Below are 14,071 nucleotides of genomic sequence, written 5' to 3' on the forward strand. Positions count from 1 at the left end.
AAAAAAATTATTTAAAAATAATTCAAAACTTAGATTTTATTTATAACTTAATAAAATCTAAGTTTTTTATTTTTATAAAGTTTGCATTTTCAATTTTAAATTTTAAAATTTTATAATTAATAAAATTAAATTTACATATAAATCATATAGTGTAGATAACAATGAAATTAAAAAGAATTGTTTCAGGAATTCAATCTAGTGGTAGATTACATTTAGGTAATTATTTAGGTTCAATTAGTAATTTTGCTAAATTACAAAATGAATATGAAATGTTTTTATTTGTTGCTGATTTACATGCAATAACTGTAGATTTTGATCCAAGTTCTATTTCAAATAATAAATTGGATATTGTTACTACATATTTAGCTAGTTCAATAAATCCACAGAAAGTTAATATTTTTATTCAAAGTGAAGTGTTAGAACACACTGCTTTGAGTTATATATTGATGTGTCATACTAATTTAGGTGAATTGGAAAGAATGACCCAATATAAAGCTAAAATATCTGATCAATCATTAAAACAAGATAATAATACTCTAAGAATACCAACAGGTCTTTTGATATACCCGACATTAATGGCTGCTGATATTTTACTTTATCAATCAAATTTGGTTCCAGTAGGAGCCGATCAAAAACAACATATTGAATTAACTAGAGATATTGCTATAAGATTTAATGCTAAATATGGAGACACTTTTCAAGTACCTGAACCATGAATCCCAAAAATAGGTAATAGAATAATGGATTTAACTGATGCCACAAAAAAAATGTCGAAATCATCTAAAAGTCATAAAGGTGTTATTTTTTTAGATGAATCAATTGATTCTATTAAACAAAAAATTAAATCAGCTAAAACTGATTCACTAGATCAAGTAAAATTTAATCCAACAAATCAACCAAATATTACTAATTTAATAAATATCTATATTTCTTCTATAAATGATCCGATAAATTTCAATTTAAGAAAAAAATTATTTAATGTGAATAACGAAATTGTTTATCAAGATGTAGAACAAAAATATAAAAATCAAGACTACCGAAATTTTAAAAATGATTTAACAGAAATAGTTGTTGGATTAGTTTTAGAAATTCAAAAAAATAAAAACAAATATAAGGATATTAAAGTTTTAAATCAAATTCTTAATGAAGGAAAATTAAAAGCACAAGCAATTGCCAAGCAAACTTTGGAGATAGTATATGAAAAAATTGGATTTACAATTAAATAATCAAAAACTAATTTTAAAAAAAATGAAAAGAAAAATGTTGATAATTTCAGATTTAGATGGAACATTGTTAGATAATAAATCTAAACTATCTCAATTTACTATTGATGTAGTTAAAAAAATTGTTCAACAAGGTCATCTATTTTGTATTGCAACAGGTAGAAGTGCAAAGGGTTCAATTGATATTTATAATCAATTAGGTCTTAATACTGTATTAATAAATTTAAATGGATCTTATATTTGACATCCAAAAGATAAAGATTTATTACCGATCAATATTGCTTTTAATAAAAATTTAATTCGACAATTAGTATTAGAAAAAAATATTTTTCAACATCTAAATAATATAATTGCTGAATCACATAATGCAATGTATATTTTGAAAAAACCAACAGAAAAAAATGAAATAAAAGAATTAAATGAATTATTTAGAATTGATATGAATATTACTGATAATCAATTTTTTGGTAAAAATCATCTATTGAATATGAAAGTTGATCCAAACACAGCATTGTTACAACTTAAAAATTCCAAATATCTTGATGAAGTTGTTTATTATATAAAACAAAGATTTAATACATTTGTTGTAAGAAGTTGGTCATTACCTAATTCGGGAAATGTTATTGAAATAAACACTAAATTTGCTAATAAAGGAAATGGTGTTGAATTTTTAGAAAGTTATTACGGAATTCAAAGAGATAGTACTATTAGTTTTGGTGATGGCGAAAACGATGTTGATTTACTTCGAAAAGTACGATTTAGTTATGCTATGAAAAATGGTTCTAGTGCTGCTAAATTAATGGCTAGATATATTACTTCTAATACAAATGATAAAGATGGTGTTGCTTTAGAATTGAAAAAAATATTTATGAGATAAAAAAAGAAATATGCACCATAAGATGCATATTTCATGTTTAAACTAAAAACTTAAATCTGTAATCTCTTATTAAAATACATTTACTTACTTATTTAGTCATTTTATGTTTAGAAGAAGATTCTTTGTGTTCCATTTCATCTTCTTCATCCGTCATAGGCATTGTTGCTTTTTTATGCATTTTGGATTTTGGTTTCTTTTGAATCATGTTTGATAACATTCTTTCATTTTTTTTATTTTCACAATCAATTATGTACTCTTAAAAAATAAATAGATTAAATGTGCTTAATTATTTTGTTTGTTAAAACAATATTTATAAGATTATTTAAATACATAGGTTTGTTTTATTTATTATTGTTATTTTTTAAATGAATAAATTTTTAATTATCTTGATATAAAAATTATTAAATTTGATAAAATAAATTGATATTTTTAATCGTTTTATATTTTGTTTTGTAACAAATTGACATAATATAATTTATTTCTTTAAACAAGGTAAACATTATTTTATGAAAAAAGATATTCATTTAAAAACTACAGATACATTATTTACGTGTGCATCATGTAATACAAAATTTAATATTACTTCGACATTAGAAGCAAATGAAGTAACAATTGATATTTGCAGTCATTGCCATCCTTTTTATATTGGTGGAACATCGCAACAAAATATTAAAGGTAGAGCTGAAAAATTATCTTCAAAATTTGCTACTGGCAAAGAAACTATTAATAATTCTTTTGTAAAAAAAGTTAAAGAAAAATTATTCAAAAAATCATCTAAACAACCTAAAACATTAGAAGATCTTTAGATAATATTGTTTAATTTAAAAGTGGCACATTTAATTGTGCTACTTTTCTATTTTATTTAATAATTTTTAGGAATTTTATGGAATATAATAAACAACTTTTTCAAGCTTTAAAAAACATACAAGAAAATGCAAAAAAATTAGAAATAGAATTAGAAAATATAGGTAGCAATATCAAACGTGCTAATGAAATTAATCGTGAATTAAAGCACAAACAAAAATTGTTATTTAAATTTCAAATATATGAAAAACTAATTAATCAAGGCTTAGAATCTGAAAAAATTTTGAATGATTCTTCAATGAAAGAATTTTATGAAATGGCTCAAAAAGATTTAGATGCCTCTAAAAATGAAATACCTAGTTTGGAACAAGAATTAAAAGTTTTATTATTACCTATTGATCCTAATGATGATAAATCTGTTATTGTTGAAATTAGACCCGCTGCTGGTGGTGATGAATCATCAATTTTTGTAGGAAATGTTTTTGATATGTATAAAGCGTATTGTGATTCTCAAAAATGGCAAATAAAAATTTTAGAATCACAAACAACCAGTGTTGGATATGGATTTATTGTTTTTGAAATTAATGGTGAAGATGTTTATGCAAAAATGAAATTTGAATCAGGAGTTCATAGAGTTCAAAGAGTTCCTGCAACAGAAGCTAAAGGTAGAGTTCATACTTCAACAATAACTGTTGCTGTTTTGCCGCAACAAGATGAAGTTGAAATTCAAATTAATCCTGCTGATTTAAGAATTGATACATATCGAGCATCTGGTGCTGGCGGTCAACATGTTAATCGAACAGAATCAGCTGTTAGAATAACACATTTACCAACTGGTATTGCAGTTTCATGTCAAGAAGGAAAATCACAAATTTCTAATAGAGAAACAGCAATGAAAATGTTAAGAACTAAATTATGAGAAAAAGCACAAAACGAACAAAATGAAAATTTATCTTCATTAAGACGCTCTCAAGTAGGTACTGGAGATCGTGCTGAAAAAATACGCACTTATAATTATCCACAAAATCGAGTTACAGATCATCGTATAGGTTTAACAATAAATAATTTAAGTTCATTTATGATGGGCGATTTGGATGAATTAATTGAAAATCTTCGAGCAAATGAACAAGCAGAAAAAATGAAAGAATTTGCTTTGTAATGACATTTTTAGAGTTACAAAATAAATTTAAAGATTTTAATAATGAACCAGTTTTTTATGAATTAATTTTTTTTATTTCTAACAAAATTAAAAATAAAACAGATTTAATTTTATTTAGAGATAATAAAATAGATTTTAATCTTAATAAATTTAAATATCTTATGAATCAATATTTTGTTAAAAAAGTTCCATTAGGTTATATTACAAATGAAACTATTTTTTTTCAAAATAAATTTTTTGTTAATGAAAATGTATTGATTCCTAGAGAAGACACAGAAACTGTTTTAAAAAAATTTGTTTTATATGTTAAAAAAACAAATTACCAAAATAAAAATATTTTAGATTTATGTACAGGCAGTGGTTGCATAGCTTTGAGTTTATCTAAAATTTTTCCTAATAATAAAATTTATGGTTCAGATATTTCTAGTAAAGCTTTATTAGTAGCAAAGCAAAATAAAAAAATTTTTAAAGCAAAAAATGTTTTTTTTATTAAAGCTAATTTTTTAGATTGCTTGAAAAAAATAAACAAATCTATTGATTATTTAATATGCAATCCACCATATATTGATAAAAATGATTTAGATATAAATTCTAGTGTTAATTTATATGAACCTAAAAAAGCTTTATATTCATCAAAAAAAGGGTTAAAATTTTATATAGATTTTTTAAATTTTGCTATTAATAACAAATGATATCCAAAAATTTGTTGTTTTGAATTTGGTTTTAAACAAAAAGAACAAATTAAAGATATATTTAAACCAATATCAAAAATTTATAAAATTCATTATTTTAATGATGATAATAATTTACCTAGATGTACCATCTTAATTAGGAAATAACCATTTATGCAAGTTTATGAATTAAATGAAATAGATTCAATAATTTATGAATTAAAAAGTGGTCGAGCAATAATTATAGAAACTGATACTCAATTAGGTTTATTATCATTAAATCCCAAATTGATTTATGCAATTAAAAAACGGCCAAGATTTAAAGAATTAATTCGTTTTATCTATGACTCATCACAAGTTGAAACTGATTATTATTTATTTCACAAACTGGCAAATCGTTTTTGGCCCGGGCCATTAACATTAATTATTAATAAAATTAGTTATCGAATTCCTGATCATCCTATATTATTAGAAATATTAAAAAAAATTAATGTTATTTATTCTTCAAGTGCAAATGTTTCTTCACAAAATCCACTTAAAACTTCTCTTGATGCTTTCAAAATAAAAAGATTTTTAAAATATGAAAAAGATTTAGTTGTGATTAAGGGAAATGAATATTCTAGTATTCCTTCGACTATTTTTAACGTTGATAGTGGTAAAATCATACGTAAAGGTCTTATGTATGATGAGTTGGTGCAGTTTTTAAAGGATAATAAAATCGATTATGAAGAAAACTACTAAATTAAAAACTATTTATATCGGTGCTGATCACACTGGATTTGATGCAAAAAACAAAATTATTGCATATCTAAAAGATAAAAATTATATAGTTAAAGATATGGGCGGAACTAGTCCAACTGCTCCAGATGATTATCCTGATTTTGGCTATGCTGTAAGTTCAAATGTTGCTAAAGACAAAAATAATTTAGGCATAGCAATATGTGGAACAGGAGTTGGAATTTGTATTGCATCAAATAAAATTAAAGGAATTAGAGCAGCTTTAGTTTACGATCCAAAAGTTGCTGATTTAGCAGTTCGCCATGATAATGCAAATGTTTTATGCCTTGCTGCCAGAATCACAAATATTAAAAAAATGTTTGAAATAATTGATATTTTTTTATCAAGTAAATTTGAAAAAGGTCGTCATTTAAGAAGAGTTAATAAAATAACTAAAATTGAGAATAACAAATATGAAAAAAAATAAAACAGAAAATTTAACTATTGAACAAAAGAAAAATCTTAAAAAATTGCATATAACATGAATAGCGATGGGAATCTTGTTAGTTGCTATGATTTTATTTGCAATGTATGGATTTGCAGCTTACTTGTATCCAGTTGATAACAATGGTCAATTTCTTAATCAACCATCATTAACTTTTATTAATTTTTCAGAAAATTTTGGACCTATTGGTCAAGAAGTTACAAATGGAGGTTTAGAAGGTCAAACTGTAGGCATCTATATATCACCATTCGTTCAAAATAGCAATATTCGTTTAATGTTGGCTTTCTTTTCAGTTATTTCATTTTTAGGTTTTTTATTATCTTGTTTTATGAGTTTCTTTTATTATATGAATTCTCGTAATGTTCCAAATAAAACAAAAGATAAATACAAAGATAGTATTGATTACAAAAAAGAACAAAAAAAGGTAAAAATGCATGCAAAAAAATAATTTAACAATTGACACAATTCGTTTGTTGGGTATTGAAATGATTGCAAAAGCAAAATCAGGACATCCTGGAATTGTTTTGGGCGCAGCGCCAATTATGTATACTCTTTTTAAAAATCATTTAAATGTTGATTTAAAAAATTTAAATTATTTTAATCGTGATCGTTTTATTTTGAGTGCTGGACATGGTAGTGCATTATTATATGCAACAATGTATTTGTCAAATTATTCTTCTATTACTTTAGAAGATATTAAAAACTTTAGACAACTTAACTCTAAAACTTCAGGTCACCCTGAGTCACACATTTTAGATGGTGTTGATATTGGTACTGGTCCATTAGGGCAAGGAACTGCTGCTAGTGTTGGATTTGCTATTGCTGAAGCTTATTTGAATAAAACTTACAAAGGTGTTGTTGATCACTACACTTATTGTTTATTAGGTGATGGTTGTTTGCAAGAAGGAATTACTCATGAAGCAATTGCAATTGCAGGAAGATTAAAATTAAATAAGTTAATTTGAATTTATGATTCTAATGACATCCAATTAGATGGAAAAGTTAAAGATTCTACAATAACAAATTTTGCTGCTGAATTTAAAGCTAATGATTGAAATTACATTTTAGTTAAAAATGGTAATAATGTTATTGAAATTGATGATGCAATCAAATTAGCTAAAAAAAGTGATAAACCTACTTTAATTGAAGTAAAGACAATTATTGGTTATGGTTCAATTAATGCTAATTCTACTAAAGCACATGGCACTCCATTGAGTTGAGAACAAGTCGAACAAGTAAGATCTACATTACAATTTCCTTATCAAAAACCATTTGAAATCAATAAAAAAGCAAAACAAGATTTTAATGAATTAGCATTACGTGGCGCTAAGCATCATAATGAATATAAAAAACGCTTAAATAATTTAAAAACAAAAAATCAAAAACTTTATAAACAATTTTTAGATAGTATTAATTTAAATTTTGATTTTGAAAACATCGATTTATCTAAAATTGAGTTATTAAACAAAGATGCAACACGCAATGTTTTTTATAAAGTTTTTAATGAATTTACAAAAAAAATTCCAAATCTTTTAGTTATTAATAATGATTTATCTGGTTCAACAAAAGTTAAGGATAATAATTCTCAAGTTTTTGATATTAACTCGTATGATCAAAAAAATATTAACATAGGTGTTAGAGAATTTTTAGGCGCAGCACTAGCATTTGGAATTACAATGCATAAAGGTGTCTGGGGAATTACTTCAACTTTTATGAGTTTTGCTGATTACGCAAAACCTGCAATTCGGTTGGCTGCTATCAATCAAATTAATTCAATTAATGTATTTAGTCATGATTCAATTACTGTAGGTGAAGATGGTCCAACTCATCAACCAATTGAACAATTAACTATGTTGCGGTCAATACCTAACACAATTACGTTTAGACCAGCAAATGCAGATGAAATAAAAGCAGCAATAATTTATGCTTTAAATGCAAAAACAACGCCAATAAATATCATTACATCTAGATCAGAATTTAATCAATCTAAATTAAAAAATTATAAATCATTTAAACAAGGTTACTATTTTGTTAAAAAAGAAAGTAAACCTAATGTTAATTTGATTGCAACAGGTAGTGAAGTTGGTTTGTGCATTGATTTAGCAAAAGAATTAAAAAAATATAAAATTAATGCAAGTATTATTTCTGTAACATCAATGGAATTATTGAGACAAAATTTTAATTTATTCAAAAAAGATGTTTTGAATTCAAAAGTTAAATCGATTGCAATAGAATTAGGTTGCACATACATGTGGTATGAATTTGTTGATATTGTTTATGGTATTAATGAATTTGGTAAATCTGGTAATCCAAATGATGTTATGAAATACTTTAAAATGGATTTAAGTTCTTTAGTTAAGAGAGTTATAAAAGATATTAAATAATCACTTATGGTTTATACAAATAATCAAATTGCTTTTTTTGTTTTTTTAGGTTTATTTCTTTTAATGTTGGTATTGTATTTTTCTTTTGCATGAATGTATTGCAAATCAAGAAAATCAATTGATAAAATGTATGCATATCAAAGGAAATATAAGGAATATTCTATTATTTCTTTTTCAAGTTTAATTAAACCACTTGAATTGCTAGGTAAACGTGAAACATTAGCTAAAAATTCGTCTAATTTAAAACTTGTTATTGAATATATGCATGATTATGATGAACAATATAAAAAACAATTAACTGAAATTTGAAAAGCTATAGATCAATTAACTAATTTAAAAAATCATTTTAATTTTGGCAAAACTAAAAAAATGTTTAAGCAAATTGATATGCAATTTGATAAATTAGATATTTGAATTAAAGATTTTAAAGATTTAACTAAGGATTCTTCTATTTATCAAAATGAAGCTTCTAAAGTTATTGTAGAATATCGTTCACTTGTTGATCAATTGATCACATTTTTAAAAGAGCATATTTTAGTTAAATACGATAGCCCAGTATTTAAAGATTTTTTAAGTAATATTTCTAAAAATTTTGAAGATGCTAATACAGCATTAATGATGTTTCAAAATGAAAAATATGTAAAAAGTTTAGAAAATTTGCGTTATTCAATTTACACTTTGTTAACTTATGCCAACCGTTTATATGTTCTAGATAAGAAAAACGATTATTTAAAATTTTTAGTTCAAGAAATTAAATTATTGTATAAAAAAGCAGAAAGTGAAAAAGGTCTTGCTAATCAAAATAAATTAAGTGAAATTTATCGCATATTAAGTGATGCTGATGATGGAATTATTAAAATAGATACTCATTTACATTTATTACAATTTAAAGAAGCTGAAGAATTAATTACTAACTTATTAAAAATTTTGCAACCAATGCAAGCCAATTTAGCAACAGAAAGTGAAGCTAAAAGTATTATTTCTTTAGGACTTAATAATTTTATTAAAGGAGTAAATAGTTTAGAAGAAAAAAGTAATACATTAACTGATGCTATTAAAAAATTAAATAAAATTTTTGAAGGTCATGCAGAGATATTGCAAAAAATAAATTTACTAAAAACATTATTTAATTCAATCAAATCTTCAATTGCTGAATTGCAAAAATTTAACATCAACAATCCAAACGACAATTATAGTAAGTTATTAGAGAAAATTACTGTCTTTATTGATCTAGTAACAAAACTTAAAGATAATATTAATGAATTAGTTTTGGATATTGAAAAAGAGATTAGTCTATATAAAAATACTGTTCATAAAATTAATGATTTAAATTTGAAATATTCTCAATTGCAAAAATACATATCCGAAAATAATTTATTTTTGGACAAAAAATTATTTGATATTTTCTTAGATTACAAAACTGTTATTTCCAAAAAAACAATTTTAGCTAAAGATGATTATCGAAATATTCTTGAAAATTTTGATTTATTAGCAGAAAAAGCTGATAAATTATTTATTAAAGTCTTACAAACTGTTGTTGAATTATCTTCTATAAAAGAAATGACTCAATTAACATTAATGTTCTTAAATAAATATCGCTATGAAAATGTTAACATAGAAAAAAATATTAATGTTATTCAAGAGTTATATCAATATAGTAATTATGAATTAGCATTAGAAAGAGCAATAAAATTATTAGATGTAATGAAACGTTCAGCTGAATCAAATAATTTAACCTTAAATTAATTGTATTTTATCTATTAAATTTATTTTTTCATTTTGAAATTATTGAAGACAATTTTGGCAAAAACCAATCAAAAATAGGAAAATAAATCGCTAAATACAAATATATTTTCTTCTTTTGTTCAAAATTTGAATTATATTTTTTGTAAAAAATTTTAAGATCTTTTATGTTTAAACAGTCTAAATATTTTAAGCGTTTTCTTAAATTATTTTTATAAACAGATAAATGGATTAAATAATGAATTAAATATTCTTTAACAAATTTGTTATTTTGTGCATTTCAATCATCAAAAGTATTTAGTCATTCAAATAAGATTGATATAGAATCTGTTTTATTTTTTTTAATATTTGACATTATTGAATCAGGATTATTAATTCTATACGCATAATATATTTCATTTGTAAATAAAACATTAGGATTTTTATTTAATAGACATGAAAAAAAATATTCATCTTCGTGCGGCAAATTTAATGTGTTTCAAAAATTATTATCTTTTATTAAATAAGCTTTATAAGCATATTTTCAAGTCATTGTTTCAAGAAATTTACTATTAAAGAATAGTGAAAAATTTATTTGTTTTATTTCTACATTAATGTCAATATTCGAATTAATTTGAAATTTTGATTCATTTTCACATGTTATTTTTTGAAAACTTATTAAATCTATATTGGGATTTTTTTCAAAATAGTTGTTTAGTTTATCTATTCATTTTTCATCACATATTCAATCATCAGAATCTACAAATAAAATAACACTACCTTTCGATTCTTGAAAACCCGTTTTTCTAGCAGCGGCTAAACCTTTGTTTTCTTGATTTATTAATTTAATTAAATACTCATTTGAATCATTAACTTTTAAATTAATATCATTGATTAAATTTGTTATTTCTTTTGTATGTGAATCATCACTTCCATCATTGACAACAATAATTTCTTTTAACAAATTCTTATTTTGAATAATTAAAGATTTTAAACATGTTTTAACAAATTCAATATTAGTGTTATAAAAAGGGACAATTATAGAAAATGATTCTTTATTATTTATCATAAATGCTAGTTATTGTTTGATTTTAAATAATTGTTACATAAAAGTAAATCAATTTTTCAATAATTTAAATTTGTTGCAAATTTATTAAGATAATAAATAAAAAGTAATATTTTGTTATATAATTGTGGTGCTTTGCGTGACAGTATGTCACTTTGATGGACAAAACAAAGAAGTAAATTTAATTATTAAATTGTTAGGTTCCTTATGCAAAAAACAACAATGTTAAAAAAAGCAGAAGCACAAAACAATAGAAAATGATATTGTGTGGATGCTGATGGATTAGTTTTAGGTAAATTAGCAGTAAAAGCTGCAAATATTTTACGTGGTAAAAATAAAGTTAATTTTACTCCAAATCAAGATTGTGGAGATTTTTTGATTATTATTAATTCAAATAAAATTAAATTAACTGGAAACAAATTAGAAAATGAATTTTGATATCGTCATTCAAATTATATTGGCGGCATTAAAAAACGTAGTGGCCGTGAAATGTTAGAAAATTATTCTGATAAATTAGTTTACAATGCCATTAAAGGTATGCTTCCAGACAATAGAATTAGTAAACAAATAATTAGAAAATTAAAAGTTTACAAAGATGATAAACATGAGCATGATGCTCAACAACCAAGTGTTTTAAATTGAAAGTAATTAATTAGGAGAAATTTTATAAAGTATGGCAAATGCTTCTTTTTATGGATTAGGTAGAAGAAAAACATCAGTAGCAAAAGTAGTTTTAACCCCTGGTTCTGGAAAAATTACTGTTAACAAAAAAAATCCTGAAAATTATTTTCCTAATAAAATTGTTATTCAAGATTTAGAACAACCATTAACAATTACTGAATCAAAAAATAATTATGATATTAATGTTGTGGTTAGTGGTGGCGGTTTTACTGGTCAAGCTGGAGCTATTAGATTAGGAATTGCTCGTGCGTTAATTAAAATAAATCCAGATTTTAAGAAAAAATTAAAAGCATATAAATTGATTACACGTGATGCAAGATCTAAAGAACGTAAAAAATTCGGTCTTTATGGTGCAAGAAGAGCTCCACAATTTACAAAACGTTAGGACTTATTCAAAAATTAGTATTTCTAATACTAATTTTTTAATTTTATAAATAATTATCAATATGAAATGTGTTAATTCTGAAAATTTAGTTGATTTTCAAAATGCAATTAATCAAGTTAATTCAAACAATATATTTTCTGCGGCCACTTATCTATCATGATCAAATTTTGGTGTTGAAATCACATATGAACATAATTTAGATTTAGATTGTGTTTTTTTATATTGTAAATATGAATCTAAATATTGAGATTACATTAATGATTTTTCTAACAAAGAATTAGAAAAATGAAATGATGCTTCTCATAAATATTTATTGTTTGCTCCTATAGTAAGAGATGATAATAGTTTTTTAAAAATTGCTAAAAAACAAATTGAAAAATTTTTAAATCACAAAAAAAATTCAGGTGGTTTATTTATGGATGATTTAACTAATGAACAAGTTGAATTATTAAAAACTGTTTATGATGTAGATGTCATTTTTAAAAATTTTAGCAATTATTTATACACTAAAGAACAGCTTGAAACTATGGCTGGCAAAAAAATGCAAAAACGTCGAAACCATCTTAATTTTTATTTAAATAATTATGCTAGCAAAACAACAATAAAAAAGATACATGAAATTGATTTTGAAGAAATAATTAATTTTTTAAATCATTGAGGAACTGAAAATGGTCAATTTGATTATGAAAGTGAATTAAAGTTTTTAAAACAATCTAAAGAATTAATTGCAAAGCAAATTTTTCAAGGAATTGGTTTATTTTTGGATAATCAATTAATTGGTATAACAATTAGTTTTCAACACAATGATTATTGTGAAATATTAATTGAACATGCTGATAAAAGCAAAAGAGGTTCATATCAATATTTATTGTCAAACAACATAAAAATTAATCATAAAAACGTTAAATGAATAGATCGTCAAGATGATGTATGATCGCCTATTATTGATTTATCAAAACGAATGTATCATCCAGTTAAAATTGTTGAAAAAAATGTTGTTCATATAAAATTAAAAAGTAATCATGTTAACTAATCAATATCCAGTTTCTTTTTTAAAGGATTATCAAAAAATTTTTCTCGATAATTTCATAGATGAAACACCTAATTCTTTTAATTATTTAGTTAAAAACTATTTAAAACCAAACAACATATATTTAAGTATTGATTCAAATCAAATATTGGAATTAGGTTTAATGGTAATTCCTAAAAATATTTATATTAATAAAGAAATTAAAAAAGCAGGTTTAATTTATGGTGTTGTTGCATCTGATAAGTATAAGCACACAGGCATTTTAAAAAAAATCTTTCCAGCATTTATTAATGAACTTTATAAAGAATACGATTTAATTTTAATTGAAAGTGAACATTGAAAAATTTATAAAAATTTTGATTTAATACCGATTAATTTTATTTCAAAATTTATTTCAACAAATAAAATTGATAAGAAAATTTTAAAAAAATATTTAATTGATTTTAGACAAGAAACTATTATTAAAATTTTTGATATATACAAAAATCATATTAAAAATTTTCATCAAAATGAATATGTTTTTTATTCATTTAATGAATTTGAAAAAGTTATAAATTTAAATATTTTAATGGATGACAAAATTTTTATATTTAATAATGCTTTTGGTTTGTATTCATCTAAATTTAATCTTCTTCAATCGATTTATTTTGAGTCAGAAAAAGATTTAATAGATTTAGTCAATGTTTTACCTAAAGATACTAAACTTATTGTTGATAAAAAATTTTCAAATTTATTACCTAAAACTTTAATCAAAGAAGAAGATTATGCAAAAACTAAAATGTTCAATCAACCTAATTTATTAAAATCATTATTTTTTGTAGAAAGCAATTAATTTCACAATTTTTTA

At 23.3% G+C, this 14,071-nt stretch carries 15 protein-coding genes; 14 read left to right on the forward strand and 1 reads right to left on the reverse strand.

The genetic code is table 4. The annotated features are described in order from the left end of the window. The first annotated feature begins 161 nt into the window (after positions 1-161). From trpS to T397_RS0100905, 10 genes are all read left to right on the forward strand, one after another. Complete coding sequence (gene trpS, locus T397_RS0100855; protein WP_238315393.1) at positions 162-1,226, forward strand: tryptophan--tRNA ligase; 1,065 nt, start codon at positions 162-164, stop codon at positions 1,224-1,226. After that, positions 1,198-2,100, forward strand: coding sequence for an HAD family hydrolase (locus T397_RS0100860; protein WP_238315394.1), 903 nt, complete (start codon positions 1,198-1,200; stop codon positions 2,098-2,100). Before trpS ends, T397_RS0100860 begins: the two co-directional genes overlap by 29 nt. A 506-nt stretch (positions 2,101-2,606) precedes the next feature. Next, positions 2,607-2,906, forward strand: a complete 300-nt coding sequence (gene rpmE, locus T397_RS0100870) for a 50S ribosomal protein L31 (protein ID WP_027123820.1) — start codon at positions 2,607-2,609, stop codon at positions 2,904-2,906. A gap of 77 nt (positions 2,907-2,983) precedes the next feature. Further along, positions 2,984-4,063, forward strand: coding sequence for a peptide chain release factor 1 (gene prfA / locus T397_RS0100875; RefSeq protein WP_027123821.1), 1,080 nt, complete (start codon positions 2,984-2,986; stop codon positions 4,061-4,063). Beyond that, positions 4,063-4,902 carry a peptide chain release factor N(5)-glutamine methyltransferase gene (gene prmC, locus T397_RS03785; RefSeq protein WP_052663044.1) on the forward strand — a complete coding sequence of 280 codons (840 nt, stop codon included), beginning with the start codon at positions 4,063-4,065 and terminating at the stop codon, positions 4,900-4,902. Before prfA ends, prmC begins: the two co-directional genes overlap by 1 nt. A gap of 6 nt (positions 4,903-4,908) precedes the next feature. Then, the gene (locus tag T397_RS0100885) at positions 4,909-5,475 is read left to right on the forward strand and encodes an L-threonylcarbamoyladenylate synthase (protein ID WP_027123822.1); all 567 of its coding nucleotides are present in this window, start codon (positions 4,909-4,911) and stop codon (positions 5,473-5,475) included. Further along, the gene (rpiB, locus tag T397_RS0100890; RefSeq protein ID WP_036448570.1) at positions 5,459-5,938 is read left to right on the forward strand and encodes a ribose 5-phosphate isomerase B; all 480 of its coding nucleotides are present in this window, start codon (positions 5,459-5,461) and stop codon (positions 5,936-5,938) included. The genes T397_RS0100885 and rpiB overlap by 17 nt, the downstream gene beginning before the upstream one ends. Beyond that, a complete protein-coding gene (locus T397_RS0100895; RefSeq protein WP_027123824.1) occupies positions 5,925-6,404 on the forward strand; it encodes a hypothetical protein in 480 nt (159 codons plus the stop codon). Before rpiB ends, T397_RS0100895 begins: the two co-directional genes overlap by 14 nt. Beyond that, positions 6,391-8,340, forward strand: a complete 1,950-nt coding sequence (locus T397_RS0100900) for a transketolase-like TK C-terminal-containing protein (protein WP_027123825.1) — start codon at positions 6,391-6,393, stop codon at positions 8,338-8,340. The genes T397_RS0100895 and T397_RS0100900 overlap by 14 nt, the downstream gene beginning before the upstream one ends. Before the next feature lie 6 nt (positions 8,341-8,346). Next, positions 8,347-10,086 (forward strand): septation ring formation regulator EzrA, encoded by a 1,740-nt coding sequence (locus tag T397_RS0100905; RefSeq protein WP_027123826.1) that lies wholly within the window; start codon positions 8,347-8,349, stop codon positions 10,084-10,086. A gap of 7 nt (positions 10,087-10,093) precedes the next feature. Here the strand turns inward: T397_RS0100905 and T397_RS04175 are convergent, their stop codons facing one another. Beyond that, complete coding sequence (locus tag T397_RS04175) at positions 10,094-11,131, reverse strand: glycosyltransferase family A protein (protein ID WP_027123827.1); 1,038 nt, start codon at positions 11,129-11,131, stop codon at positions 10,094-10,096. 204 nt (positions 11,132-11,335) lie between these two features. On the opposite strand from T397_RS04175, the gene rplM reads away from it, so the two are divergent. The 4 genes from rplM (at position 11,336) to T397_RS0100930 (ending at position 14,056) form a co-directional block, all read left to right on the forward strand. Then, on the forward strand, positions 11,336-11,776 hold the full coding sequence (gene rplM / locus T397_RS0100915) for a 50S ribosomal protein L13 (protein WP_027123828.1): 441 nt from the start codon (positions 11,336-11,338) through the stop codon (positions 11,774-11,776). Positions 11,777-11,801: 25 nt separating this feature from the next. After that, positions 11,802-12,194, forward strand: coding sequence for a 30S ribosomal protein S9 (gene rpsI, locus T397_RS0100920; RefSeq protein ID WP_027123829.1), 393 nt, complete (start codon positions 11,802-11,804; stop codon positions 12,192-12,194). Positions 12,195-12,255: 61 nt separating this feature from the next. After that, the gene (locus tag T397_RS0100925) at positions 12,256-13,227 is read left to right on the forward strand and encodes a phosphatidylglycerol lysyltransferase domain-containing protein (protein WP_027123830.1); all 972 of its coding nucleotides are present in this window, start codon (positions 12,256-12,258) and stop codon (positions 13,225-13,227) included. Continuing rightward, on the forward strand, positions 13,217-14,056 hold the full coding sequence (locus T397_RS0100930) for a hypothetical protein (RefSeq protein ID WP_027123831.1): 840 nt from the start codon (positions 13,217-13,219) through the stop codon (positions 14,054-14,056). The genes T397_RS0100925 and T397_RS0100930 overlap by 11 nt, the downstream gene beginning before the upstream one ends. Positions 14,057-14,071 lie beyond the last annotated feature (15 nt).

This window comes from Mycoplasmoides pirum ATCC 25960, assembly GCF_000685905.1.
Taxonomy (GTDB): Bacteria; Bacillota_I; Bacilli_A; order Mycoplasmatales; family Mycoplasmoidaceae; genus Mycoplasmoides; species Mycoplasmoides pirum.